This window comes from Fodinicola feengrottensis (assembly GCF_010993775.1).
In the GTDB taxonomy this organism is placed as follows: Bacteria; Actinomycetota; Actinomycetes; order Mycobacteriales; family HKI-0501; genus Fodinicola; species Fodinicola feengrottensis.
The window spans coordinates 19,018-44,403 of sequence record NZ_WOTO01000012.1 but is presented as its reverse complement, the minus strand read 5'-3'; the positions used below and the strand labels follow the sequence as shown (position 1 = coordinate 44,403).

The 25,386-nt window shown below is 67.9% G+C and carries 22 protein-coding genes and 6 pseudogenes; 19 read left to right on the top strand and 9 right to left on the bottom strand.

Features of this window, described 5'->3' with window-relative positions; translation table 11 throughout:
- Positions 1 to 10 precede the first annotated feature (10 nt).
- The 3 genes from GNX96_RS13295 to GNX96_RS13285 all read left to right on the top strand — a co-directional run bounded on the left by GNX96_RS13295 (position 11) and on the right by GNX96_RS13285 (position 1,960).
- A complete protein-coding gene (locus GNX96_RS13295) occupies positions 11 to 721 on the top strand; it encodes an ABC transporter ATP-binding protein (protein WP_163568324.1) in 711 nt (236 codons plus the stop codon).
- Complete coding sequence (locus GNX96_RS13290) at positions 718 to 1,578, top strand: ABC transporter permease (protein WP_163568323.1); 861 nt, start codon at positions 718 to 720, stop codon at positions 1,576 to 1,578. The genes GNX96_RS13295 and GNX96_RS13290 overlap by 4 nt, the downstream gene beginning before the upstream one ends.
- Before the next feature lie 85 nt (positions 1,579 to 1,663).
- A complete protein-coding gene (locus tag GNX96_RS13285) occupies positions 1,664 to 1,960 on the top strand; it encodes a hypothetical protein (protein WP_163568322.1) in 297 nt (98 codons plus the stop codon).
- A gap of 461 nt (positions 1,961 to 2,421) precedes the next feature.
- Here GNX96_RS13285 and hflX read toward each other — a convergent pair.
- From hflX to GNX96_RS13265, 4 genes and pseudogenes are all read right to left on the bottom strand, one after another.
- Positions 2,422 to 3,838, bottom strand: a pseudogene (hflX, locus tag GNX96_RS13280) (GTPase HflX).
- A 99-nt stretch (positions 3,839 to 3,937) separates the two neighbouring features.
- Entirely contained in the window at positions 3,938 to 4,405 is a 468-nt protein-coding gene (locus tag GNX96_RS13275) for a MarR family winged helix-turn-helix transcriptional regulator (protein WP_163568321.1), read from the bottom strand.
- Between the two features lie 9 nt (positions 4,406 to 4,414).
- Complete coding sequence (locus GNX96_RS13270) at positions 4,415 to 5,428, bottom strand: quinone oxidoreductase family protein (RefSeq protein WP_163568320.1); 1,014 nt, start codon at positions 5,426 to 5,428, stop codon at positions 4,415 to 4,417.
- Between the two features lie 85 nt (positions 5,429 to 5,513).
- The gene (locus GNX96_RS13265) at positions 5,514 to 6,974 is read right to left on the bottom strand and encodes a carotenoid oxygenase family protein (protein WP_163568319.1); all 1,461 of its coding nucleotides are present in this window, start codon (positions 6,972 to 6,974) and stop codon (positions 5,514 to 5,516) included.
- A 71-nt stretch (positions 6,975 to 7,045) separates the two neighbouring features.
- On the opposite strand from GNX96_RS13265, the gene GNX96_RS13260 reads away from it, so the two are divergent.
- Positions 7,046 to 7,654, top strand: coding sequence for a TetR/AcrR family transcriptional regulator (locus GNX96_RS13260; protein WP_279580234.1), 609 nt, complete (start codon positions 7,046 to 7,048; stop codon positions 7,652 to 7,654).
- Here GNX96_RS13260 and GNX96_RS13255 read toward each other — a convergent pair.
- Positions 7,640 to 9,063, bottom strand: a pseudogene (locus tag GNX96_RS13255) (MFS transporter). The gene GNX96_RS13260 and the pseudogene GNX96_RS13255 overlap by 15 nt on opposite strands.
- A 274-nt stretch (positions 9,064 to 9,337) precedes the next feature.
- Between GNX96_RS13255 and GNX96_RS51445 the strand changes: the two are divergent.
- From GNX96_RS51445 to GNX96_RS51420, 9 genes and pseudogenes are all read left to right on the top strand, one after another.
- Complete coding sequence (locus tag GNX96_RS51445; protein ID WP_279580233.1) at positions 9,338 to 9,883, top strand: hypothetical protein; 546 nt, start codon at positions 9,338 to 9,340, stop codon at positions 9,881 to 9,883.
- Positions 9,841 to 10,191: an EamA family transporter gene (locus GNX96_RS51440; protein ID WP_279580232.1), complete on the top strand. Its 351-nt coding sequence runs from the start codon at positions 9,841 to 9,843 to the stop codon at positions 10,189 to 10,191. The genes GNX96_RS51445 and GNX96_RS51440 overlap by 43 nt, the downstream gene beginning before the upstream one ends.
- A gap of 106 nt (positions 10,192 to 10,297) precedes the next feature.
- A pseudogene (locus GNX96_RS13245) lies at positions 10,298 to 11,395 on the top strand (malate synthase); the annotation flags it as partial.
- A gap of 17 nt (positions 11,396 to 11,412) precedes the next feature.
- Entirely contained in the window at positions 11,413 to 11,895 is a 483-nt protein-coding gene (locus tag GNX96_RS51435) for a hypothetical protein (RefSeq protein WP_313885656.1), read from the top strand.
- A complete protein-coding gene (locus GNX96_RS13240) occupies positions 11,892 to 13,343 on the top strand; it encodes an FAD-linked oxidase C-terminal domain-containing protein (RefSeq protein WP_163568317.1) in 1,452 nt (483 codons plus the stop codon). Before GNX96_RS51435 ends, GNX96_RS13240 begins: the two co-directional genes overlap by 4 nt.
- A complete protein-coding gene (locus GNX96_RS13235) occupies positions 13,343 to 14,146 on the top strand; it encodes an FAD-binding oxidoreductase (protein WP_279580230.1) in 804 nt (267 codons plus the stop codon). Before GNX96_RS13240 ends, GNX96_RS13235 begins: the two co-directional genes overlap by 1 nt.
- A gap of 33 nt (positions 14,147 to 14,179) precedes the next feature.
- Positions 14,180 to 14,575, top strand: a complete 396-nt coding sequence (locus tag GNX96_RS51430; RefSeq protein WP_279580229.1) for an FAD-linked oxidase C-terminal domain-containing protein — start codon at positions 14,180 to 14,182, stop codon at positions 14,573 to 14,575.
- A complete protein-coding gene (locus GNX96_RS51425; protein WP_279580228.1) occupies positions 14,575 to 15,135 on the top strand; it encodes a 4Fe-4S dicluster domain-containing protein in 561 nt (186 codons plus the stop codon). The genes GNX96_RS51430 and GNX96_RS51425 overlap by 1 nt, the downstream gene beginning before the upstream one ends.
- Positions 15,132 to 15,860, top strand: a complete 729-nt coding sequence (locus GNX96_RS51420) for a (Fe-S)-binding protein (protein WP_279580227.1) — start codon at positions 15,132 to 15,134, stop codon at positions 15,858 to 15,860. Before GNX96_RS51425 ends, GNX96_RS51420 begins: the two co-directional genes overlap by 4 nt.
- Positions 15,861 to 15,915: 55 nt before the next feature.
- Here the strand turns inward: GNX96_RS51420 and GNX96_RS13225 are convergent, their stop codons facing one another.
- On the bottom strand, positions 15,916 to 16,806 hold the full coding sequence (locus GNX96_RS13225; RefSeq protein ID WP_163568316.1) for an alpha/beta hydrolase: 891 nt from the start codon (positions 16,804 to 16,806) through the stop codon (positions 15,916 to 15,918).
- A gap of 161 nt (positions 16,807 to 16,967) precedes the next feature.
- On the opposite strand from GNX96_RS13225, the pseudogene GNX96_RS13220 reads away from it, so the two are divergent.
- The 3 genes and pseudogenes from GNX96_RS13220 to GNX96_RS13210 all read left to right on the top strand — a co-directional run bounded on the left by GNX96_RS13220 (position 16,968) and on the right by GNX96_RS13210 (position 19,937).
- A pseudogene (locus GNX96_RS13220) lies at positions 16,968 to 18,583 on the top strand (L-lactate permease).
- A gap of 350 nt (positions 18,584 to 18,933) precedes the next feature.
- A complete protein-coding gene (locus GNX96_RS13215; RefSeq protein WP_279580226.1) occupies positions 18,934 to 19,317 on the top strand; it encodes a nuclear transport factor 2 family protein in 384 nt (127 codons plus the stop codon).
- Positions 19,318 to 19,388: 71 nt separating this feature from the next.
- On the top strand, positions 19,389 to 19,937 hold the full coding sequence (locus tag GNX96_RS13210; RefSeq protein ID WP_163568315.1) for a dihydrofolate reductase family protein: 549 nt from the start codon (positions 19,389 to 19,391) through the stop codon (positions 19,935 to 19,937).
- Here GNX96_RS13210 and GNX96_RS13205 read toward each other — a convergent pair.
- From GNX96_RS13205 to hrcA, 3 genes and pseudogenes are all read right to left on the bottom strand, one after another.
- Positions 19,891 to 20,745 carry a 16S rRNA (uracil(1498)-N(3))-methyltransferase gene (locus GNX96_RS13205; protein ID WP_279580225.1) on the bottom strand — a complete coding sequence of 285 codons (855 nt, stop codon included), beginning with the start codon at positions 20,743 to 20,745 and terminating at the stop codon, positions 19,891 to 19,893. The two genes, GNX96_RS13210 and GNX96_RS13205, sit on opposite strands and share 47 nt — an antisense overlap.
- A 46-nt stretch (positions 20,746 to 20,791) precedes the next feature.
- Positions 20,792 to 21,931 carry a DnaJ C-terminal domain-containing protein gene (locus GNX96_RS13200; RefSeq protein WP_279580224.1) on the bottom strand — a complete coding sequence of 380 codons (1,140 nt, stop codon included), beginning with the start codon at positions 21,929 to 21,931 and terminating at the stop codon, positions 20,792 to 20,794.
- Between the two features lie 60 nt (positions 21,932 to 21,991).
- A pseudogene (gene hrcA, locus GNX96_RS13195) lies at positions 21,992 to 23,013 on the bottom strand (heat-inducible transcriptional repressor HrcA).
- A 347-nt stretch (positions 23,014 to 23,360) separates the two neighbouring features.
- Between hrcA and GNX96_RS13190 the strand changes: the two are divergent.
- The 3 genes and pseudogenes from GNX96_RS13190 to GNX96_RS13180 all read left to right on the top strand — a co-directional run bounded on the left by GNX96_RS13190 (position 23,361) and on the right by GNX96_RS13180 (position 25,292).
- A complete protein-coding gene (locus GNX96_RS13190; RefSeq protein WP_163568314.1) occupies positions 23,361 to 23,888 on the top strand; it encodes a DUF4870 domain-containing protein in 528 nt (175 codons plus the stop codon).
- 147 nt (positions 23,889 to 24,035) lie between these two features.
- Positions 24,036 to 24,584, top strand: a complete 549-nt coding sequence (locus tag GNX96_RS13185; RefSeq protein WP_279580223.1) for a MarR family winged helix-turn-helix transcriptional regulator — start codon at positions 24,036 to 24,038, stop codon at positions 24,582 to 24,584.
- 35 nt (positions 24,585 to 24,619) lie between these two features.
- Positions 24,620 to 25,292 (top strand): annotated as a pseudogene (locus tag GNX96_RS13180) (nitroreductase).
- Positions 25,293 to 25,386 lie beyond the last annotated feature (94 nt).

Below are 25,386 nucleotides of genomic sequence, written 5' to 3'. Positions count from 1 at the left end.
CGTCATTGCCATGACAGCAATCACCGTTTCGCACCTCGGCAAGACCTTCGGGCGGGTACGAGCCGTCGACGACCTCTCGTTCACCGTCCAGCCCGGCGCGGTCACCGGATTTCTGGGCCCCAACGGAGCCGGCAAGACCACGACGCTGCGGATGATCCTCGGGTTGGTACGACCGACCAGCGGCTCCGCGACGATCGCCGGGCGGCCGTACCGCGACCTGAAGGACCCGCTCAGGGCCGTCGGTGCGGTGCTGGAGGCCAGCGCCTTCCATCCCGGCCGGTCGGCCCGTACACACCTGCTGGCGCACTGTGCGGCCGGCGGGCTGCCGGCCAAGCGCGCCGAGGAGGCACTGGCCGAGGTGGACCTGACCTCGGTGGCGGACCGCCGGGTCGGCGGTTTCTCGCTGGGTATGCGGCAGCGGCTGGCCCTGGCCACTGCTCTGCTCGGCCGTCCTGACCTGCTCATTCTCGATGAGCCAGGCAACGGACTGGACCCGGACGGCATGCACTGGATGCGATCGTTCCTACGCGATCTCGCCGGCCAGGGCCGGACCGTACTGGTCTCCAGCCACGTCCTCACCGAGGTCGAGCAGGTAGCCGATCACGTGGTGATCGTCGCCGCCGGCCGGCTGCTGGCGACCGGCACGCTGGCCGAGCTGACCGCCGGCGGCAGCCTGGAGCAGGCGTTCCTGGACCTGACCCGGGCGGCGGTGGCCCGGTGAACGATCTCGTACGCGCCGAGTTTTTGAAGATCCGCTCGGTCCGCAGCAGCTGGATCCTCGCCGCGGGCGCGGTGATTTTCTGTGTCTTATGGACGATCCTTGATGTCTTCGTGCTGAAACCGAGCCCCGGCGAGACGGCGCACGACCGGATCGCCGGGATCTACCAGATGGCACAGCAGAGCTACTTGTTTCTGCTGATTTTCGGCATCCTCGGGACCACCGGGGAATACCGGCACCAGACCGTGACCTGGGCCTTCCTGGCGTCGCCCGTACGCGAGCGGGTGCTGGCCGCCAAGGCGGTCGCGTACGCGTTGACCGGTCTGCTGATCTCGGCCGTCGCGGCGGCGGCGACCGCGGTCACCGCGGCCGTGTCCCTGGCTTCCGCCGGCAAGCAGGTCTTCGAGGCGGACGTGCCGGCGATCCTGGTGGGATGCGTGGTGGGCAGCACGCTCTACACGCTGTTGGGGTTGGCCATCGGCGCGCTCGTACGCCAACAGATCGTCGCCGTGTCGCTGGCCTTCGGATGGTTCTACTACGCCGAGTTCCTGCTGGTCTTCTTCTTGCCAGCGGTCGGGAAATGGCTGCCTAGTGGGGCCGAGAAGGCTCTCCTGGGCTGGCACCTGCCGGGTGTGGACCTGCTCCCGATCCCGATGGGCCGGCGCCGCGCTCTTCCTGGCCTACGTCGCCGCACTCACCCTCGTCGCGACCCGTACCACGCTGCGCCGCGACATCACCTGAGTTTGGCTACCAGCCGCTTGTTTACCAGCTTGTTTACCAGCGGTCGTCGCGGGGCGCGCGAGGGTTGCCGCGGCGCTGGGGCGGTGGCGGCGGCTCGTCCTCGACGTAGCGCGGGATGACAGCGGTCTCGTCGTTCATCGGGTCGCCGCCACCAGGCACCCAGGTCCGGGTCACCGCGCCGGAGCGGTTGCGGCCGAAGGGTTCGTGCTGGTCGTCGTGCTCCGCGCCGCGGCGCTGCTCGTACCGGTCGCTCTCGTAGTCGTCGTACGCAGAGTGGTCGTGCCGGTTCGGCGCCCGGTTCGGGGTCGCCCGGTTCGGCGCGGCCCGGTTGTACGAACCGGCGGACTGCCGGGGCGCCGAACCGCCGGCCGACTGGACGCTCTGCCGGTGCCGGAAGATGCCGACGCCGCCGGCACCGCCATCCCGAGGCCGATGACGACCACCACCAGGACGATCCAGCCCAATCCGGTCAACGTCATTCCCACGGCCTCCAGTGCCTAGCGCGTCGCGATGCCTCCCCGCCAGTGTCGCATCCCGCCCCGGCCCACTCGAACGGCCAGGTCTCCCCTGTCTCTCAAGCCCGTGTCCGCAACGCCCCGCTGCCTACGCTTGTCCAGGGTCCACCGGAATACCCGGTACGGCGCGAAACGCCACTGGGCAACCCATGTCTCATCGAGTACAGCACAATGTCCCGCACTCGACATCGACTGCGGGACATTGTTCCGCACTCAACGACCAAGACCAGCTTCCAAGATCAACACCAGCGGGAACGAGCCACTCCAGCACGTACAGCCCCAACGGCCCCAGAAACCTCAAGAAACGCAAAAAAAAAATCGCCTACGCGCGTCCTCAAACCCACCCCCCACCCGATCTGGGTGGGGGCCAATTTATACAGGGGGGTACGACAGTTTCGCGCCGCCGTAACGGATATCCGCACGCATCGCGTCGATGCGGTGAAAAAGCTAGGCGGTGTAGGCGGCCAGCTCGTGGGCGAGCCAGCCGGCGACTCGGGCGTGGACCGCGGTGCCGGTGTCGGTGTGCTCGGTGGAGAGCACCTCGCCGTGCTCGTGCAGCCGGTGCATCAGGTCCCCGCGGTCGTACGGGACGACCGCCCGCACCTCGACCGCCGGGTGCGGCAGCCGCTCCTCGATGACCGCGAGCAGCTCGTCGATGCCCTCGCCCGTACGCGCCGAGCAGAACACCGCGTTCGGCAGCTCCGAGCGCAGCTTGAGCAGTGTCTCCGGCGCGGTCGCGTCGATCTTGTTGACGACCAGCAGCTCCGGCACGGTCAGCGCGTCGATGTCGGCGAGCACCTCCCGGACCGCGGAGATCTGCGACCCTGGGTCCGGATGCGAGCCGTCGACGACATGGACGAGCAGGTCGGCGTCCGCCACCTCGTCCAGCGTCGAGCGGAACGCCTCGATCAGCTGGTGCGGCAGATGGCGTACGAACCCGACGGTGTCCGACAGCGTGTACTCCCGGCCGTCGCTCATCCGGGACCGCCGGGTGGTCGCGTCCAGGGTCGCGAAGAGCGCGTCCTCGACCAGCACGCCGGCGCCGGTGATCCGGTTGAGCAGGCTGGACTTGCCGGCATTGGTGTAGCCGGCGATCGCCACGCCCGGGACCTCACTGCGCTTGCGGCTGGCGCGCTTGGTGGTACGGACCGTCTTGATCGCGGCGATCTCCTGCCGCAGCTTGGAAACCCGCTTGTGGATCCGCCGCCGGTCCAGCTCGATCTTGGTCTCACCGGGACCACGGCCGCCGATGCCGCCGCCGGCCGCACCGACCCGACCACCGGCCTGCCGGGACAGCGACTCACCCCAACCGCGCAGTCGCGGCAGCAGCAGTATTCCAGCTGAGCCAGCTCGACCTGCGCCTTGCCCTCCCGGCTCTTCGCGTGCTGCGCGAAAATGTCAGGATCAGCGCGGTCCGGTCAATGACCTTGACGCCAACGATGTCCTCCAGCTGGCGGCGCTGCGAAGGAGCCAGCTCGCCGTCACAGATGACGGTGTCAGCGCCGGTCGCGAGCACCACCTCGCGCACCTCGCGGGCCTTGCCCGAGCCCAGGTACGTCGCTGCGTCAGGCTTGCCGCGACGCTGCAGCAGCAGGCCCTCCAGGACCTGTGAGCCGGCCGTCTCGGCCAGTGCGGCGAGCTCGGTCATCGAGTTGTCGGCCTCTTCGGCCGTGCCGCTGGTCCAGATGCCGACCAGCACGACCCGCTCCAGCCGGAGCTGCCGATACTCGACCTCGGTGACGTCTTCGAGCTCGGTCGACAGACCGCTGACCCGGCGAAGCGCGTGGCGCTCGGCAAGGTCCAGCTGGTCGCCGTCGAAGCCGGACTCCTGGACGGGCTCCTCTTCGAGGGACCAGTCGTCCAGCTCGATCTCGGCCGTGCCAGTGTTTTTGAGATGTTCGTGTTCAAAGAAGGTTCTCCCATTTGCCGTCTATCTTGGCACGGGAACCGGTGAATCGGCATGTCAATTAGCGGCGCCGCCTTTTCGGCGTTGGATCGCCTGTCCCGCCGGAAAACCGGACGCCAGCTCCCTCAACAACTCCACTGTGCCGTCGATCGGCCGGTCGCCGATGAGGTTTTTCAGCAGCGCCTGGTGCAACCCGTCCTCGACCTCGGCCACCCGCTCGGCCAGCGCACGGCCCTGGTCGGTGAGCGACAGCAGGACTTGCCGCCGGTCCGCCGGCGTGCCCTCCCGTCGTACGAGACCGGCACTGACCAGCCGGTCGACGATCCGGCTCGGGCTCGTACCCGACTCGCAGACCAGCAGCTCACCGATGCCGTTGAGGGACAGCGGCGGCCGGGTCGCGAGGATGCCGACCACCTCGGCCTGGGCCGGCGTGAGGCCGAGCGGGCGCAGGCTCGCCGCCAGCAGCCGGTTGCCTTCGCGCTGCAGGGCCAGAACGAGATAGCGCAGCTCCTCGACGGCTTTCATGGCCCTCCCTCACCCGGTCACCAGCACGACTTTGCCAGTGACAGCGCGATCTTCCAGCGCCCGGTGCGCCTTTGCCGCCTCCGCCAAGCCAAATGTGGCACCGACCGTCGGTCGGAGGTCACCTTTGTCCGCGAGCGTGAGGAGCCGGCCCAGACTTTCCCTATACCAATCGGAATGGGATCGCGCCTGCTTGGGCAGCATACAAAGGCCGGTTCGTTTTCCCGGCAGGAGACCCATCAGCTGTACGCGCGCACCACCTCGCACGGTGTCACCGACCATGTGACCAGGCCGTCCGGCGAAGGCGTAACTCACCAACACCCCGCCGGGTTTGAGCAGCCGATATCCCTTACGCAGGTTGCCGCCACCAATGTGGTCGAACACCGCCTGGACGCCACCGGGCTCGAATTCCCTCATCCTCGCAACGAAATCGTCCCGGCGATAGTCGATGAACCGGACGCCGGTACGCGCCAGCCGTTGCGCGCTGCCCTCCGCCGAGGCCGTGCCGTACATCCGCAGGCCCTTCAGTTTTCCCAGCTGGCTGAGCGCCTGCCCGACCCCACCACCGGCGCCCTGGATCAGCACCGGATCACCCGCACCGACACGTGCATGTGTTTCCAGCACACTCAAAGCAGTCAGGTAGTCGAGTGGGATGGTGGCGGCGACGACGGTGTCGAGACCAGTTGGCACCGGCACGGCCAGCCACGCTGGCAGCGTGACGTACTCGGCGTACGCGCCCATTTCGGGGAGAGAGACGGCAACCCGGACACCTGGAGCCAGGTCTACATTGGACCCGGTGTCCACCACCTCACCGACCAGCTCGTAGCCGGGGCTGAAAGGAACCTTGCGCTGCAACAAATATTCGCCGCTTCGCGCCATCAGGTCGGTGAAGCCGACGCCGATCGCGAGGACTTTCAGCCGTACGTGCCCAGGAGGCGGCGCGGCCAGGGTCGTCTCGACCGTACGCAGGACCTCAGGCCCGCCGAACCGGTCGACGACCACTTTCCGGAAGTGAATCTCGGTCATCGCGACCTCCCCATCTCCATGTCACGTCACTATATGACACGACATCCATGTCGCGCGCGCCATATAGTGTCGCGCATCACGGGGTCTATGCCTCGGTAGGCAGCCAGTTTCCGTGGAATCCGTGCGGGACCCGGTCCGGCAGGTGGATCGCGGCGACCTCGTCGAGGCTGCCGGCGTCGAGCAGCAGCAGGTCGCTGCGATCCGTGCCGCCGTCGTACCGGAATCCCATCAGCACACCGTCGTCCTCAGCCGAGTCGTCCGCATTCGGGATGAAGACGAACTCGGACGCCTGAGTGTTCTTTCCCAGCGACCGCACCGAAGTAGTGCCGGCGACCAGGTCGTGCTTGAGAATCGAGTCGGCCGCGCCGCCATGGTGCCCCACCTGCATGGCATAGCCATAGCGGTGCCGCCGGCCAAGCAGCCGCTCGTCCGCCCGCGGGAACTCCTGCGGATGGTCGTCGAGGCGCTCCTCGCGGAGTTTTCCGCCGGCCAGGTCGATCGTCCAGCGGTCCAGCGTCGGTACGCCGTCGTTCGGGCCGTGAAAGTCGGTGGCGAACATCTTCGGGTGCCGCACCACGTCCAGGACGACCGAGTCGCCGTCGTCGTATGCGTTCAACGGGTGGAAAACGAAGCACGCGCCGACCTCGAACCAGCGCACCTGGCTGTTGTCGCCGTGCCGCGGCATCACGCCGACCCGCGCCGGGTATTTCGGGTTCCACCGGTACGGGAAACGGCCGTTAGACGCACCGCCGCGCTCGATGAGCATCGCTCGTACCGGATCGGGCACCCACATGCCGCCCAGCACCGCGGACAGGAAAAGTTGGGCGGGTGCTCGCAAAAACGGCGGAACCGCGCCGGCGACCGCCTGGCGCGCGTCGAAAGTCACCGGCAGGTCATAGAAAATCACGTACTTCTCAGTCAGCGAGAAGTCGTGCATCATCGGGCTGCTGGTGCCGGTGACCTCGACGTCGACCGTGCGCCGGGCGCGGCCATCCAGGCCGATCACCGAATACTGCACTTTGTTACCCCGACCGAAAAAGTACGACACCGCGTGCAGCTCGCCGGTGTCCGGATCGCGCTTGGGATGGGCCACATAGCCACCGGGCAGAGTGCCGTCGAAGTCACACGGCCCGACCGTGTCCAGTTCGTCGGTCAGTTCGTACGAGGCCACCCCGCCCTCGATCAGGGCCAGCGTCTTGCCCGCATGAGCGATCACATTGGTGTTCGCGCCGAAACCGCTGAGCCCGGCACCCGGCCGGACCGGGCCGGGCTTTTCGCCGAGGGCCTCGGAAATCTGGTGCGTACGCACCCATCGGTTGCGATACCACTCGGCGCGACCGTCGCGGATCCGGATGCCATGCACCATCCCGTCGCCCATGAACCAGTGGTAGGCCTGCTCGTCGATGTCGGCCAGCGGGTTCGGCCCGTTGCGCAGGTAGCGGCCGTCGTCGAGGTGGGCCGGCAGGTGCCCGGTCACCGGCAACTCGGTGAGGGTCTGCTCGGTCCGGATCGGGGCGTAGTTGTCCCGCGCGAAATGGTTCGTCATCAGCAAGCCCCCGACCAGCTATAACATTGTTATATCGAGATTTATAACAGTGTTATGGCAGGATGGCAAGGGTGAGCCAGGACCCGACTCCCCCCGACGCCGGCGCCGATCTGGTGCGGGCCGCCATCGACCTGCTGGCCGAGCGCGGCCCGCAGGCCCTGCAGGCGCGCCGGCTGGCGATCGCCGCCGGCACCTCGACGATGGCCGTCTACAGCCGGTTCGGTGGCATGCCCGAGCTCGTACGAGCCGTCGCCCGGGAGGGCTTCGCGCGGCTCTGCGCGCACCTGAAGGCCAGCCCGCAAACCGACGACTGCGTCGCCGACCTGCTGAAGATGGCCGGCGCCTATCGGCAGAATGCCTTGGAAAACCGGCACCTCTACCAGGTCATGTTCGGGCTCGACGAGTCCGGCGCGCAAAGCGACACGGCCGAGGGACGTACGGCGTTCGGCTACCTGCTGCGAGCCGCCACCCGGTGCATCGACGCCGGCCGACTGGATCAGGCGCCGCCGCTGACCGTCGCCGCCCAACTGTGGAGCGCCATGCACGGCTACGTTCTGTTGGAAATGGCCGGATATTTCGGTACGACCGGTGCCACCGACGTGCTGCCGTCACTGACCACGAACCTCGTCATCGGCCTCGGCGACCTGCCGGAGCGAGCTCGCGCATCAGCCGCCAAGTGAGGTTTCACCCACCGCGATTTCGGTCGGGAAGGCCGTTTGGGCGGTCCGTTTCGCCCATCCGCCGGTCGTTAGCACCCCTAGCACGAGAATGGCCGCGCCGGCGCCGGTCATGATCCACCAGCCGAGGTGGCTGGCCGCCGGGAAAGCGCTGGCCCCGACGCCGGCGACCACCGCGCCAAAGACCGCGACGCCGAGAGTGGCGCCCACCTGCCGGCTGGTGGAGGCGACCGCGGCGGCGACGCCGGCCTGCGCCCGCGGCATGCCGGACACCGCCGCGTTGGTGATCGGCGCGTTGATCATTCCGAAGCCCAGCCCGAAAAGCAGGTACGCGACCGCCAGGAAGACGACCGAGGTGCCGGCCGTCAACCCCGTCAACAGCAGGCCGGACGCGACGATCGCAGCCCCGCCGACGAGCAGCGGCAGCCGCGGCCCGCGGGCCCCGACCAGCCGGCCGGACAGCGGCGCGGCCACCGCCGAGGCGGCTGCCATCGGCAACGTCAGCAACCCGGCGTGCAGCGGGGTGAATCCCCTGACGTTCTGGAGATAAAGCGAGTTCAGGAACAGAAACCCGCCCATCGCCGCGAAACCGGAGACCGCGATCAGGGTGGCTCCGGAAAACGGGACGCTGGCGAAGAACTTCGGATCCAGCAACGGCTCCTCCCGGCGCAGCTCGTACCGGACGAGGACCAGCACGGCGACCACAGCGGCAGCGCAAAAACAGCCGATGATCACCGCCGAGCCCCAGCCCCGCCGTGGCCCCTCGATAATGCCGAAGGTCAAGCCTGCCAACAAAACGACGACCAGCACCTGGGCGACCGGGTCGAGCCGGCGGGGCCGCGGGGCATTGGACTCCGGCACGTACAACCGGGTGAGCACCAGCGCCAACACGCCGATCGGTACGTTGAGCCAGAAAATCGAGCGCCAGCCAACTGAGTCGACCAGCAAGCCGCCGACCAGCGGCCCCAATGCCATGCTCAGCCCGACCACGCCTCCCCAGACGCCGATCGCCCGAGCTCGCTCGTACGGCACGGTGAAGGTGTTCGTGATGATGGACATCGCGACCGGATTGAGCATCGAGCCGCCGACCGCCTGCACCATCCGGAAAGCCACCAGCAGCGAGTCGGTCGGCGCCACGCTGCACAGCAGCGATCCGACGCTGAAAACCACCAGCCCGACCTGGAAAATCCGCCGCCGACCGAGCCGGTCGGCGGTGGAACCGGCCAGCTCAGCAGCGCCGCCAGCACCAGGGTGTACGCGTCGACCACCCACTGCAGCGAGGAAACGCTGCTGCGTAGCTCGCGGCCGATCGCCGGCAGCGCGAGGTTCACGACCGTGCTGTCCAGACTGACTATGAACAGGCTCATGCAGCAGATCACGAGGATGAGGAGCTTGCGTTGGTGGTCTCGCATCGCTGTCCATCCTGGTACGAAAATCCGCGAGCGCCAGTGGCCCAGATCACTACCACCGTCCGTTTTCCGGTCGCCCGTTCTAGGCTCCAGGACAGCATGAGGCTGTGCCTAGGGTTCCGTCGTTCGCTCGTTGGCAGTGTCGAAAACGAGAGCGGTACGGGTCTGGACCGAGCGGCACCAGGGCGGATTTCCCGAGACACGCAAGGCCGTCCACACCTGACAGGATAAAAACCACGAGGGGTTCCTTTGCCATGCCATAAAAAGGAGCCTTCACATGTTGCCTCTGTCCGTGGTCATCGCGGTCTGTATAGCCGCCGTAGTGCACGCCTGCTGGAATGCCATCGCCCACGCGATTACCGATCGATGGGCCGCCATCGCCCTGGTCGCGGTCGGCGGCGCGGGCTGTGGCGTCATTCTCATCGCGGTCGCGCCACTGCCGGCCCGAGCCAGCTGGTTGCCGCTGGGCATCTCGGCGGCCATCCACGTCGCGTACATGATGCTGCTGATCCTTTCCTACCGGCTGGCCGACTTCGGCCAGGCGTACCCACTGGCCCGCGGCACGTCGCCGCTGCTCGTCGCGGTCGGCGCGACTGTCCTGGTCGGCGAGCACCTCAGCCCGCCGCAGGTCTGCGGAGTCGCCGTGGTGTCCGCCGGGCTCGTCTCGGTGGCGCTGCTGGGCGGCAAGGGCGGCCGGCCGCACCTGCCGGCGATCGGCGCGGCGGTGGCGACCGGCGTGGCGTGTCCATCGCGACTTACACCACTGTGGACGGCATCGGCGTGCGGCTGTCCGGAAGCGCACCCGGCTACACCGGCTGGCTGATGATGGTGACCGAAGGGATCGGCACGGTGGTTGTCGCGCTGGCGGTCCGGCGACGGGAACTGTGGCCGTCCGTACGACCGGTGTGGGTGCGGGGCCTGACCGGCGGCGCCTTGAGCGTTTTGGCGTACGGGCTGGTGCTCTGGGCCCAGACGCGCGGCGCGCTGGCGCCGATCGCGGCCCTGCGGGAGACCAGCATCGTGGTCGGCGCGATCATCGGGGCACTCTTCTTCCACGAGCGCTTCGGGCGGCCGCGGATCGTCGCGACGGCGGTGGTCGTGATCGGCATAGCGCTGCTCAATCTCGGGTAGCCAGCCACAGTTGTGAACGCCTGAACCGGGCGGTAGCGTCGATTTTCGATCCTGGAAACGACGTTCCGCCCGGTGGAACACAGAGTGACTAGTGAGGGCTTCCGGCATGACCCAAGATTCTTCGCTCGACCTGCCCGACGGCGTCGTCGTCACCGGCGAGATCCATGACCGGTACGACGAGATCCTCACCGCCGACGCGTTGGCGCTGGTCGCGAAGCTGCACCGGGAGTACGGCGATCGCCGGGACGCCTTGCTGCTGGCCCGGGCGGCGCGGGCGAAGGACCTGATCGACGGCGGCACACTGGACTTCGCCGCGGAGACCGCCGCCGTCCGGGCCGCCGACTGGTCCGTCGCCGAGCCGGCGCCCGGGCTGGTCGACCGACGGGTCGAGATGACCGGCCCGACGGACCGAAAGATGACCATCAACGCGCTGAACTCCGGCGCGAAGGTGTGGCTCGCCGACCTGGAGGACGCCAACACCCCGCTCTGGGAGAACATGATCGGCGGCCAGCTGAACCTGCTGGACGCGACCCGCCGGCAGATCGACTTCCGTACGGACGAAGGAAAGTCGTACGCGCTGAAACCGGCCGACGAGCTGGCCACCGTGGTCGTACGCCCGCGCGGCTGGCATCTGCCGGAAAAGCACATCACCGTCGACGGTGAGCCAGTCGCCGGCGCTCTCGTCGACTTCGCACTGTATTTCTTCCACTGCGCGAAACTTCAGATCGAGGCCGGCCGCGGCCCGTACTTCTACCTGCCGAAGATGGAAAGCCACCTGGAGGCCCGGCTCTGGAACGAGGTTTTCACCACTGCGCAGGACGTCCTGAGCCTCCCGGTCGGCACGATCCGGGCCACCGTGCTGATCGAGACCATCCCGGCCGCGTTCGAGATGGAGGAGATTCTCTACGAACTCCGCCAGCACTCGGCCGGCCTGAACGCCGGCCGCTGGGACTACTTGTTCAGCATCATCAAGAAGTTCCGGACCCGAGGCGAAGCTTTTGTGCTGCCGGACCGTAATGCGGTCACGATGGCCGCGCCTTTCATGCGCGCGTACGCGAACCTGCTGGTTCAGACCTGCCACCAGCGCGGCGCGCACGCGATTGGTGGGATGGCCGCCTTTATCCCGAGCCGCCGCGATCCGGAGATCAACACCACTGCCTTCGCCAAAGTGCGGGAGGACAAGCAACGCGAAGAAGCGGCAACGGCTTTGACGGCTCGTGGGTGGCACACCCAGACCTGGTGCCACTGTGCCGAGAAGTTTTCGATGACGTTCTGGGCGAAAAGCTCAACCAGCGCGACAATCTCCGCACGGACGTCAGTGTTTCGGCCGCGGACTTGCTCGATGTCGCCAGTACGCCCGGAAAGTGCACCCGCGATGGCCTCGCGAACGCGGTCAGCGTCGGCTTGCAGTATCTGGCGTCCTGGCTGGCCGGCTCGGGTGCGGTGAACATCTTCAACCTGATGGAGGACGCGGCCACCGCGGAGATCTCCCGCTCGCAGATCTGGCAGTGGATCCACAATGAGGTCAAGCTGGACACCGGCGAGACCGTCACCACCTCGCTGGTCGAGACGATCATCGATGAGGAGCTGGCAAAACTCGGCGACGCCTCCTACGCCGACGCCACGGCCCTGTTCAAAGAGGTAGCGCTGGCCGACGACTTCGCCGAGTTCCTGACCCTGCCCGCGTACGACCGCATGCCATGACTCCTCGACTGGCCGCCATTCGCGATCTTTTGCGGCCCAGCCTCGGAAGTTGGAAGGTGATCGACGATCCGACCGAGCTGGGTACGTACGCTTGCGATGGGCTGACCAATATGCGAGTCCAACCCGGTCTGGTGGTGCTGGCCGAAAACGCCGGCGACATCGCCGCCACCGTACGAGCATGTGCTGAGTCTGGGGTGCCTTTCGTGGCCCGCGGATCTGGCACCGGGCTGTCCGGCGGTGCGCTCCCGCACGCCGAGGGGGTCCTCATCGTCACCGCCCGGATGCGCAAGATCCTTGCGATCGCACCGGAAGACGGGTGCGCCGTCGTCGAGCCGGGGGTCATCAACCTCGACGTCACGCGGGCGGCTTCAGCGCAGGGATTCCACTACGCTCCCGACCCGTCCAGCCAGCAGATCTGTTCCATCGGTGGAAATCTCGCCGAGAACTCCGGGGGCGCGCACTGCTTGAAGTACGGTTTCACCGCCCACCACGTGACCGGCTGTCAGATCGTCACTCCCGACGGCGACCAGGTGCCATTGGGTGGCCGGGCGGTCGAATATCCCGGCTACGACCTGCTGGGCGCTTTCGTCGGCTCCGAGGGCACCCTCGGGGTGGCCACCGAGGTGACGGTGAAACTGACCCGAAACCCGGAGTCGGTACAAACTTTGTTGGCCGGCTTCGAAAGCACTGACCACGCGGGTGCTGCGGTGAGCGCGATCATCGGCGACGGGGTGGTGCCAGCGGCCATCGAACTGATGGACGCGCTCGCCATCGAGGCCGCCGAAGCCGCCGTCGGCTGCGGCTATCCGGCCGGCGCCGGTGCCGTCCTGGTCGTGGAAATCGACGGTCCAGCGGCCGAAGTCGAGCACACTTTCGCGGCCGTACAAGAACATTGCCGGGCCAGCGGAGCCTTCGAGGTGCGGGTGGCCGGCACCGACGAGGAACGGGCGCTGATCTGGCGCGGCCGCAAGTCCGCTTTCGCCGCGGTGGGCCGGATCAGCCCGAACTACATCGTGCAGGACGGTGTTATCCCGCGTACCGCCCTGCCGGAGGTGTTGCGAGCGATGGCCGAACTGTCGGCGGCCTCCGGCGTACGAGTGGCGAATGTTTTCCATGCTGGCGACGGAAATCTGCATCCGCTGGTGCTGTTCGACGGCCGGATCGAGGGCGCCGAGGAGGCCGCCGAGGAGGTTTCCGGCGCGATCTTGGACCTGTGCATCACCCATGGCGGCTCGATCACCGGCGAGCACGGTGTGGGCGCGGACAAGGCGAAACATATGCCGCGGATGTTCACCGATGACGACCTGGACACTATGCAGTTGGTCCGGTGCGCCTTCGATCCCAGCAATATCTGCAATCCTGGCAAGATCTTCCCGACACCCCGGATGTGCGGCGAGGTGCCGCGGGTGCACAGCGCTGGCGAGCGCACTCCCGCGGAGATTTTCTGATGGCCTCCACCGCGCAGGACGTGCTGGCCGACGCCACTGACGCGGATGTCGTCGACGGCGTGCCAGCCCGCTTCGTCGCCCGGCCCACGTCCACATCGGACACCGCCGCGCTGCTCCGGCTCGCCGCCGCCCGCGGGCTGACCGTCGTTCCGCGCGGCAGCGCCACAAAACTGAGCTGGGGGCAGCGGCCGGAGCGGGTCGACATCGTGCTGGACACCGGTGGCCTGACCGGGATCGTCGACCACGCGGCCGGCGACCTGGTGGTGCGCGTACGCGCCGGCACCCCGATGTCCACTGTGGCCGAAGCACTCGCGCCGGCCGGGCAGCGGCTCGCGCTGGCCACCCGGCTGGCCGGCCAGACTGGGGCGCTCGGCGGGACCGTCGGCGGCACGATCGCGGCCAACCCGTCCGGCCCGCTGCGGTACGGATACGGCACGGTCCGCGATGTGCTCATCGGCGTGACGATGGTCCGCGCGGACGGCGCGGTCGCGCATTCCGGTGGCGCGGTGGTGAAAAACGTCCGGCTACGACCTGGGAAAGCTGCTGACCGGCTCGCTGGGCACCCTCGGCGTCCTCACCGAGGCGGTCTTCCGGCTGCATCCGACGCCCGAGTCCTGCGCGCTCGTCACCAAAACGGTGGACAGCGGCGCCCAGGCTGGCGAACTTTCGTTGGCATTACGGCATTCCCAGGTCGTACCAACCGCCGTAGAAGTGAACCGCAGCGGCTCCGGGCCGGCTACTGTCGCTGTCCTGGTCGAAGGCGTGACCGCCGGCATCCAGGCGCGCGCTGGGGCGGTGGCTGATCTTTTTTTGGCGGCGGAACCGTCGAAACGTCGTTGCCCGGCTGGTGGTACGAGCCGTTGGCCGGGACCGTGCTGCGGTCCGCGGTGGCAGCTTCCGGCATCGGCGCATTGATGGACCACGCGGCCAGTCTGGATCTCGACATCGGGTGCCGCGGCTGCCTCGGGCTCGGCGTTGTCCATTTTGGACTTCCAGCGACCGCGGACCCGGCCGCGGTGGCCGAAACGGTCGTCGCTCTACGGCGTACGGCCGCCAACCACGACGGCACCGTACGAGTGGAGAGCGCGGCTTTCGGTGTCCACCAGGCATTGGCGGCGCTCGGCACCGATGCCTGGGGACCGGTGCCGGCGCTGGATGTGATGCGTCGGGTCAAAGCACGGTTCGATCCGGATCGCCGGCTCGCGCCAGGACGTTTCGTGGGAGGAATCTGATGGCCGCATTCGACGACCACCGGCCACCGTCGCGGGAGCTGGTGGACGACTGTGTCCACTGTGGATTCTGCCTGCCCACCTGCCCCACTTATGTGTTGTGGGGGCACGAATCCGACTCGCCGCGCGGCCGGATCGATCTGATCAACACCGGCCTGTCCGGTGGCCCGATGACCGACACGATGGTCACCCACGTCGACCGCTGCCTGGGCTGCATGGCGTGCGTGACGGCGTGCCCTTCCGGTGTTCAGTACGACAAAATCGTGACGAACACCCGCGCGCAGATCGAGCGGCGGCACCAGCGTACCCGGCGGCGAGAAACTGCTGCGCGGACTGATCTTCGCGACTTTTCCTTATCCCAGGCGGTTGCGTGCCCTGCGGCCGGGCCTGATGGCATACCAGCGGACCGGTCTGCGCCGGCTGGCCCAGCGCACCGGCCTGCTGGCGAAGCTGCCCACTGGGCTGCGCGCGATGGAATCCATCGCCCCGCCGCTGGGCCGCCGCCGCGCGCCTCCCGTCCCGCGTCCCGGCACGCGGCCAGAAACGCGCGGTCGTCGCGATGATCACCGGCTGCGTCCAGGATGCCTTCTTCTCGGAGGTGAACCGCGCCACCGCACGGATCCTCGCCAGCGAGGGCTGCGAGGTCATCATTCCGCCATCGCAAAGCTGTTGCGGTGCGCTTTCCCTGCACAACGGCCGAGAATCCGAGGCCGCTCGGTTCGCCCGCCGGACGATCGACACCTTCAGCCGAGCCGGCGTCGACACCGTCGTCATCAACTCGGCGGGCTGCGGTTCAGCCCTCAAGGAATATGCCGACGTACTCAAGGACGACCCCGCGTACGCACAGAAAGCCGTTGACTTCGCTGGGAAAGTCCGCGACCTGGCGGAATTCCTGGTCGAGTTGGGCCCGGTCGCCGAACGCCACCCGGTCCGGGTCCGGGCCGCCTACCACGACGCCTGCCATCTCTCGCACGCCCAGGGAATCCGGCAGCAGCCGCGCGAACTTCTGCGCGGAATTCCCGAACTGACCCTGGTCGAGCCCCCGGACGCGGCACTTTGTTGCGGCTCCGCCGGAATCTACAACCTCCTGCAGCCCGAGGCCGCCGGCGACCTCGGCGCCCGCAAGGCCGACGCCATCGCCGGCACCGGCGCCCAACTCCTGGTCACCGCGAACCCGGGCTGCCTGATGCAAATCACCGCCGCTCTCGACCGCCGCGGCACCCCGATCCCGGCCCTGCACACCGCCCAAATCCTCGACGCTTCCCTGCACCCCACTCCGCGAATGTAACGATACGGCTCACAAAACGGGGGGAAGAACCGAGTCGTATCGTTACATTCGCGGGTTAAGCGAGGCCGGCGCGGATGTGGCGGCCCAGATAGGTGACCGCTTCATCGGCTTCGGCAAGCACGCCGGCGAATTGCTGGAAATCGTGCCACAGCCCGGGAAAACGCCGGTATTCGGTGCTGACGCCGGCAGCTTTGGCTGCGTCGGCGAGCCGATCCGCGTCGCTGATGAGCACGTCTTCCGTACCAGCCTGGATAAGCAGCGGTGGCAGACCGGAAAGATCGGCGTAGAGCGGGGAAAGTTCCGGGTTGGCCGGGTCAGCGGACTCCGCGTACGCGAGGGCGCAGAATCGCAGCCATTCCTCGGTGAGCAGCGGATCGGCCTCGGCCTTGGTCAAATAGGACTCGCCGGTCAGGGTCAGGTCGACCCAGGGCGAGATCACCGCCAGCCCGGTCGGCAGCGGCTCGCCGGCGTCTCGGAGCCGAATGGCGGCCGCGATCGCCAACCCGCCGCCGGCCGAGTCGCCGACCAGCGCGAGCCGCGAATAGCCGCGCCGACGGACCGCCCGGATGACGGCCATGGTGTCCAGCAGGGCGGCCGGATACGGGTGCTCGGGCGCCAGCCGGTAGTCCGGGATGAACGCCACCGCACCGGCCGCGGCGGCGATCCCGGCCGCGAGCGTACGCAGGTTGAAGGACGAGCCGGTGACATAGCCACCGCCGTGCAAATACACGATCGCGGCACTCTCCAGCCGCTCGTTCGGCACCGCGACCCGGGCCGGCACGCCGTCGAGCCAGCCGCGGGCGAGCCGTACACCCCTGGGCATCGTCATGGTCGCGCAGCAGGCGTCCACCAACCGCCGCTGCCAGCGCGGCGGTACCCGCGGGCTGAGCACCGGCCGGAGCATCGTGGAGGCCACTGCCCTGGCCACCCCGGTGGGTACGTGCATCGCGGTCTCCGTTTCGTTGCCATCTCGTCGCCGGCCGGACGGCGAGATTGTCTCCTACTTCTGGTGTCCGCTGCTGGCCCTTCGCCGAACGGGCGCGCCGCCGGTGGCCCGCGTTACACTCTCCGCGCTCGTACGGTCGGACCTACCACGGTGGTGTTGCGATGTACCGTCAGGAGCTCGCTCCGGTCGCCGGTTCCCTGTTGGTGTCGGCCTTGTTGGCCGCCATCCCGCTGGTCGCACTGTTCCTGCTGTTGGGCGTGCTGCGCATGCGGGCCTGGATCGCCTCGCTGATTTCGCTGGCGATCGCCGCGGTCATCGCGATCGCGGCCTGGGGAATGCCGGTCGGCCAGACCGCGGACGCCGCCCTGCTGGGCGCCGCTTTTGGCTTCTTCCCGATTCTGTGGATCGTTATCAACGCGATCTGGCTCTACAACATGACCGTCAGCACCGGCCATTTCGACGTGCTACGGCGGTCCTTCAGCCGGATCAGCGGTGACCAGCGAATGCAAGCGGTCATTATCGCTTTCTGTTTCGGCGCACTGATGGAGGCGCTCGCCGGGTTCGGTACGCCGGTCGCGATCACCTCGGTGATGCTGATCGCGCTCGGTTTCAAGCCGATAAAAGCGGCCAGCGTCGCGCTGGTCGCGAACACCGCTCCGGTCGCTTTCGGCGCGCGCTGGCCGTGCCCATCACCACACTCAGCCAGGTCAGCGGCTTGACGGTCCAGCAGCTCGGATCGATGGTTGGCCGGCAGACTCCACTGCTGTCCGTGGTCGTTCCGCTGGTCCTGGTGTTCATGGTCGACGGCCGCCGCGGGGTGCGCCAGGGCTGGCTGCCGGCGCTGGCCTGCGGCCTGGTTTTCGGTCTGACGCAATGGCTTACGTCCAACTTCGTGTCGGTGCCGCTGGCCGACATCGTCGCCTCGCTGGTGTCCGCGCTCGCGGTCGTGCTGGTGCTCCGGCTGCGCCCGATCGAGCGGATCGACACCGAGCCGACCACCACCGAGTCAACTGGCACCGCTGAGTCCACAGTGGACGGCAAGATGGACGTTTTTCGTGCGTACGCGCCCTATCTGGTCATCATCGTGGTCTTCTGTGTCGCCCAACTGCCGCCGATCCTGAAGGTGCTGAACGCGGCCGGCGGCAGTTTTGGCTGGCCGGGCCTGGAAGTCGCGAACAGCGCGGGCAAGCCGCTCTCGCTCGTCCAGTTCAAGTTCAACTGGCTCAGCGCCGCCGGCACCCTGATGCTGCTTTCCGGGATCCTGTCGATCCCGTTGCTGGCTATCAAAATCGGCGAGTCGGTCCGGGCGTACGGGCGCACCCTGCGGCAGCTGGCCACCGCGATCGTCACGGTGATGGCGGTGCTGGGCCTCGCTTACGTGATGAACGCGTCCGGTCAGACGACCACGCTTGGCACCCAGATGGCCAGCGCTGGCGCGGCTTTCGCCGTGCTCTCCCCAGTGCTGGGCTGGCTGGGAGTCGCGGTGACCGGCTCCGACACCAGCTCCAACTCGCTTTTTGGTGCACTGCAAGTCGCGGCGGCCCACAAGGCCGGTCTCAACCCGCTCCTGATGGCCGCCGCGAACTCCTCCGGTGGCGTGCTCGGCAAGATGATTTCCCCGCAGAACCTCGCCATCGCGGCCGCCGCGGTCGGCCTGGCCGGCAAAGAGGGCGACCTCTTCCGGAAAGTCTTCGGCTGGAGCCTGCTGTTGCTCGCCATCATGTGCCTGATCGTCGTCCTGCAGTCCACACCCGTACTTTCCTGGATGATTCCCTGACTACCCTTAATAGTCACATCAGCCCCACCGGCAACAGGTCCAGCGTCGAGTGCCGGACAAAACCCCACACTCGACGTCGAGCGTGGGACAAAGTGCCGCACTCGACGAAAACCCAGCCCCCCACCCGACGCGAAGGTGGCACAGTGGGGGTGGATTGCCCTCGCCGGTGACGTGGTACGCGAACAGGGTTCCGTCAGCGGCGGTGAAGGTGGGCACGCCAACGATCTTGCCCGACTGTGCCAACGAATTTCGCTGTCCGAGATATCCGTGATCACCGCCGCCCCGCCCCCCCTACCGTCGCCACCATACCCTTCGCGGCGCAGTTCGCGGAGCAGTCAGGAGGAGGCGCGGTGGATGGTGAGCAAGAGTTGCGGGCAGCTGAGCGGCGGTTGCAGAGGGCGCAACTGGCCAGGGATGTCGAGGTTCTGGACCAGTTGTTGGATGAGCGGCTGATCTTCACGTACGGCGGCGAGTGTTTCGGCAAGCAGGATGACCTGGACCTCCAGAAGTCGGGCCAGCAGTTGCTGACCAAGGTGCAGGAAGAAGACCTGACCGTGCTGGTCGAAGGGCGAGCCGGCGTGACCTGGCTGCTCGCGTGGATGGAGGGCACGGTCGGCGGCGAGCCGTTCGCGGCCCAGCTGCGCTACACGCGTACGTGGTTCCGGGACGACCGACTGGGCTGGCGGGTGGTGGCGGCGCACTTCACCCAGGTCCCGGCGAAAACCGCGCCGTAAGAAAACCGTAAATGGCGGCGGGCATGGTCAACGCATCGAAGCAAGCAGGCGCTCACCCCAAGGAGAATTCGATGCGCAAGATCGTCGCCAACCTGTTCATTTCGCTCGACGGTGTGGTCGAGTCGCCGGAGAAGTGGTCGATGTCGTACTGGAGCGACGACCTGGAGGCCGTCGTCGTCGGCGGCATGGCCAACTCCGACGCGATGCTGGTCGGCCGGGTCACGTACGACGGCTTCGCGGCCCACTGGCCGAACGTGACCGCCGAGCAGGACCCGGCCGCGGACCACATGAACAACACCCGCAAGTACGTCGCGTCGACCACCCTGAAGGCGGCGGACTGGAACAACTCGGTGCTGCTGGAAGGCGATCTCGCCGACAGCATCGCCAAGATCAAGGCGCAGGACGGCGGCGACATCGCCACCGTTGGCAGCCCGACCCTGGTCCGCTCGCTGCTCGCGCTCGGCCTGGTCGACGAGCTGCACCTGCTGCACTACCCGGTGGTGGTCGGCCACGGTCAGCGTCTGTTCGCCGACGACTCGTACGCCGTCACCCTGAAGAAGGAAGCGACCACCTTCAGCAACGGCGTCCAGCACCTCGTCTACACCCCCTCCGCAGCCTGACGAGGGCTGGATTTTCGTCGAGTGTGGGATTTTGTCCCGCACTCGGCGTCAGACCTGTCGTCGGTGGGGCTTGTGTGACTGCCGAGGTGTCGCTGTCCGTGGCTCCGCCGCCGAGGGTCAGGACCAGCGGGAGGTAGCGGCGTTGAGGACGGAAAGGGGCGGCGACGCCGGCCGTGGAGGTGCGAAAGACAGTGGGGCCCAGGCGTACGGGCAGCGCGCCGGCGGCGGTGAAGGCGGCCAGTTCATCGGGCGAGATGCCGCCTTCGGGGCCGACGATGAGCATGACCGTGCCGTCCGATGGCGGCTGGGCCAGGGCCAGCGGCTCGGTGGCGTCCTCATGCAGGACGTACGCGGCGGACGCGGCTGAGATTCGCGCACAAACGGCCGCGGTAGTGGCCAGCGCCGAGACCACCGGCAGCCAGCAGCGGCGCGACTGCTTGGCCGACTCGCGGGCGGTGGAACGCCACTTGAGCAGCGCCTTCTCGCCCCGCTCGGCGCGCCACACGGTGACGCTGCGGGACGCCGACCACGGCGGCACGATCTCGTCCACCCCGGCCTCGGTCAGCACGGCCACCGCCAGCTCGCCGCGATCGCCTTTTGCGAGTGCCTGCACGACCACGGTCCGCGGTGCGGGCGCCGGCTCGTACGCCCGCGCAAGCACGGTCAGCTCCAGCGCGTCCCGCTCGACCGCGCAGACCTCGCAGGTCACCCACGCGCCGGCGCCGTCCGTGACGACCACCCGCTCGCTCGTACGGATGCGCCGTACGGTGGCCGCGTGCCGGCCCTCCGGGCCGTCGAGCGCGAACACCGCGGGTCTCCGGCACGGGGTCCAGCAGGAAGACGGGAAGCGACACTCAGCGCCCGTTGAAGAGCTTGGAAAAGAACCCGCCGCTGCTGCTCGGCCGGATCGGCTCCGGATGCTCCTCGTCCCGCAGTTTCGCCAGCTCCCGCATCAACCGCTCCTGCTCGGCGTCCAACCGGACCGGCGTCCGCACCTCCAGGTGGATGTGCAGATCACCACGTCCGGCGCTGCGCAGATGCGGCACCCCACGGGCGCGCAGCCGCACCACGGTGCCGGACTGGGTGCCGGGCTTGACCTCGACGGTCTCCTCGCCATCCAGCGTCTGCACGGTCATGTCGGTGCCCAGCGCCGCCGCGGTCATCGGCACCGCGACCCGGCAGTGCAGGTCGTCGCCGTCGCGGGTGAAGATGTCGTGCTGGCGCTCATGGATCTCGATGTAAAGATCGCCGGCCGGTCCGCCACCGGGGCCGACCTCGCCCTCGCCGGACAGCCGGATCCGCATCCCGTCCCCGACACCGGCCGGCCTTCCTTCGCGGTCAGCGACCGGCGGGTACGCACCCGGCCGTCGCCGCCGCACTCGCCACACGGATGCAGGATGACGGTGCCGTAGCCCTGGCAGTTCGCGCACGGGCGGGGTCATCATCATCTGCCCGAGGAACGACCGTTGGACCGTCTGCACCTCGCCCCGACCCGCGCAGCAGATGTCGCAGGTGCTGGGCAGCGTACCGACCGCGGTGCCGGCGCCCCGGCAGGTCGTGCAAGTGATCGCGGTGTCGATGGTGAGCTCCTGCTCGACCCCGAACGCGGTCTGCTCGATCCCCAGGTCCAGCCGGATGAGCGCGTCCGAACCCGGCCGCATCCGCGGTCGAGGGCCACGGGCCGTACGCTGCCCGAACACCGCTCCGAAGAGGTCCTCGAACCCCATCGTGAACGGCTGTCCGGCGGCGCCGCCCATGCCGGGCTGGGCCAGTGGGTCACCGCCGAGATCGACGATCTCCCGCTTGGCCGGGTCGGACAGCACCTCGTACGCCGCCTTGACCTCGGCGAACCGCTCCTTGGCATCGGGCTCCGGGTTGACGTCCGGATGCAGCTGCCTCGCGAGCTTTCGGTACGCGCGCTTGATTTCCTCACTGGTCGCGTCCGTCCGCACGCCCAGCACGGCGTAATAATCGGTCGCCACTGAACCTCTCACAGTTATGTCCTAGCCCATTAGTTCTCGTCCACCCAGCACGCGGAACGGCTGGAAACCCTGTTAAGCGCCGGCCAGATACTCGCCGACATACCGGGCAACGGCCCGCACCGCCCCGATCGTGCCCGGATAGTCCATCCGGGTCGGGCCAAGAACACCCAGTCCGGCCAGCGCGGTGCTGCCCCTGCCGTATCCAACACTAACCACCGACGTGGTCCGCAGGTCCTCGACCGGGTTCTCGTCCCCGATCCGGATCCGCAGCGTGCTCGGCGACTCGACCTCGCCGATCAGCTTGAGCAACACCATGTGCTCCTCCAGCGCCTCCAGCACCGGCCGGATCGAGCCCGGGAAGTCCATCGTGCTGCGGGTCAGGTTGGCTGTCCCGGCCAGTGCCAGCCGCTCCTCCGGACGCTCCACCAGCGTCTCCAGAAGCACCGCCGACAACGTCGTCAGAGCCGGTCGCAGCTGCGGGTCGACGCGGGCCAGCAGCCCCTCGATCTCCACCGGCGCGTCGACCAGGTAGTGCCCGACCAGGGCACTGTTGATCGCCTCGCGCAGCGAGGAGACGGACTCGATGGACAGCGCGGCTGGAAACTCGACGGCGCGCTGCTCGACCCGGCCGGTGTCGGTGATCAGCACCACCACAGCCGGCTCGCGGTCAGCGACACCAACTCCAGGTGCCGGACCGCACTGCGGGACAGGCTCGGATACTGCACGACCGCGACCTGCCGGGTCAGCTGGGCGAGCAGCCGGACCGTACGCCCGACCACGTCGTCCAGGTCGAGCGCGCCGTCCAGGAAGGTCTGGATGGCCCGCCGCTCGGCCGCGGACATCGGCTTGATGGTCGCCAGCCGGTCCACGAACAACCGGTAACCCTTGTCGGTCGGGATCCGGCCGGCGCTGGTGTGCGGTTGGGCGATGTAGCCCTCTTCCTCCAGCACCGCCATGTCGTTGCGGATGGTGGCCGGCGAAACGCCGAGCTGGTGGCGGTCGGCGAGCGACTTGCTGCCGACTGGCTCGTTGGTGCTGACGTAGTCCTCGACGATGGCCCGGAGGACTTCGAGCCTCCGGTCTTCGTACGGCACCGACGTCACCTCCGCTCACTAGGCCACTCGCCTGGCACTCCGCGATCCTGAGTGCCAATCATACGTGTCCGTGCGACCATCTGTCGGCTCGCGCGGACAGCGAGTCAGGGTGGGACCGGCCGGCTTCCCGCCCGGCTGCACAGTCGGGCATGGCAGTTGCACCATCGGCCCAGCCCGCGAGCCACCTCACAGTCAGATTTGGGCGACCGAACGGCCGAGCCTGACCACCGGTTTTACCGCATCCGGCCACTTTTTCGGTGGCCCTGGCAGGGCCAGTAGGGCAGTTGGGCGCGACTTCCGGCGTGGCGTAGGTCGCGCGCCGACCACAAAGTCTCTATCTTGGCCGCATGACTGACCCGGGTGGTTCTCAGCAGCCTGACTTCAACAAGCCCAACGACCCCAACGCCGGTGGCTACGGACAGCAGCCCCCCGCCGGCGGCTATGGACAGCCGCCCGCCGGTGGCTACGGCCAGCCCGGCGGTTACCCGCCGCCGGCCGGTGGCAGCGGCGACGACAAGACCTGGCTGATGGTCACCCACTTCGGTGGCGCCGGCGCCAACCTCATCTCCGGCGGATTCCTGGGCTGGGTGGCTCCGCTGGTCGCGATGCTCGTGCAGGGCCCGAAGAGCCCGCAGGTGCGGGTCCAGGCGGTGGACGCGCTCAACCACTTCATCCAGTGGGCCGCGGCCACCCTGGTCGTGTACATCCTGGCCAGCTGCATCGGCGCCTTCACCTTCGGCCTCGGTGGCCTGCTGATCTTCCTGGTCTTCGCCACCGCCGGCATCCCGATCGTCTGCGGCATCATCGGCGGCATCAAGGCCAACAACGGCGAGCCGTGGACGTATCCGCTGACCTTCATCAAGCTCGTCAAGTAGTAGCTGACAGACCGGGTTTCACTGCCCAAGACCCCGCCACCGCCCAATCGGTGACGGGGTCTTGGCCTTCCAGTTAACAGGTCGCCAACGCCGAGTTGGTTTCACATGACACGGTTTCGAGTGAGCGGATCGGCGTACGATCACCTCGTGGCTGTCGATCCTCTCCCCCCGCGTGCGACTGGTCGCTGGGAGACGACCTCGCCGTTCGCCCTGGGGTTGTTGCTCCGCCGGGCGCACTGGCATGCGGCCGAGGTGATGTTCGAGGCGCTGCGTCCGCTGGGCATCGAGTTGCGGCATTTCGCCGTACTCAACGTGCTGGTCGACCAGGGGCCCACGATGCAGAAGGATCTGGTGGCGGCGACCGGGTCGGACAAGGCCGGGATCATGCGGGTGGTGGACGACCTGGAGCACCGGCGGCTGGCCGTACGCAAGCTCATTCCCGGGGACCGGCGCGCCAGGTCGGTCGAGATCACGCCCACCGGGCTGGAGCTTTTTCCAGGCCGCCCATCGCGCCGCGGTGCCACTGGCCGAGCGCCTGGTGGGCGACCTCGGCCAGGACGATGCCCAGCGGCTGACGGACCTGCTGACCAGGTTCGTCTACCCCGAAGCCTGACCGTCACCTCCTTCGGATGTGACGACGCATACCCTCAATCAGTATCATTCGCGATAGTCGTGAATGATACTATCTTCTCGTGATCGAGGCTGCGACAACGAGCGAGGAGATACCTGTCGTGAACGTTTACGAGGCAGTGACGAGCCGGCGAGCGGTACGCGCGTTCACTGATCAGCCGGTCCCGGCCGAGACACTCAGGCGGGTGCTGGCCGCCGCGGTCTGGGCGCCGTCCGGTTCGAACCTGCAGCCGTGGCGTGCGTACGTGCTGACCGGGCAACCGCTGGCCGAGCTCAAGAAGCTCGCCAGCGAGCGGACCGCCGCGAACGACCCCTGGGACGACCCGCAATACCAGCAGTACCCGCCCGAGCTGAAGTCCCTGTACCCTGCAACGGAGACAGGCCTTCGGCGCACAGCGCTACGGCGGGCTTGGCATCGCGCGCGACAACTGGGAAGCCGCCCGACGGGCCGCGTCGGCGAACTGGGCATGCTTCGGCGCGCCCGCTGCTCTGTTCTGCTACATCGACCGTGACCTGGGCTCTCCCCAGTGGTCGGACCTCGGCATGTTTCTGCAGAACGTCATGCTGCTGCTCCGGGCCGAAGGACTGCACAGCTGCCCGCAGATGGCGTGGGCCAACTATCGCAAGACCGTCGCGGAAATCGTGTCACCCCCGGACGAGCTCATGCTCTTCTGCGGGATGTCGATCGGGTACGAGGACGTGACCGTTCAGGAAGCTCGCTACCCTCGAGCGCCGTTGGAGGATACGGTCACGTTTCTCGGGGACGCGGGTTAACAAATCGCGCTGGCTTGGCAGTGTCTGGTTATTCCGCCGGGCGATAGCCGAGCCCAGAAGCCGGCTGCAGGCACCGTGGGAAAGCCCCCATAGG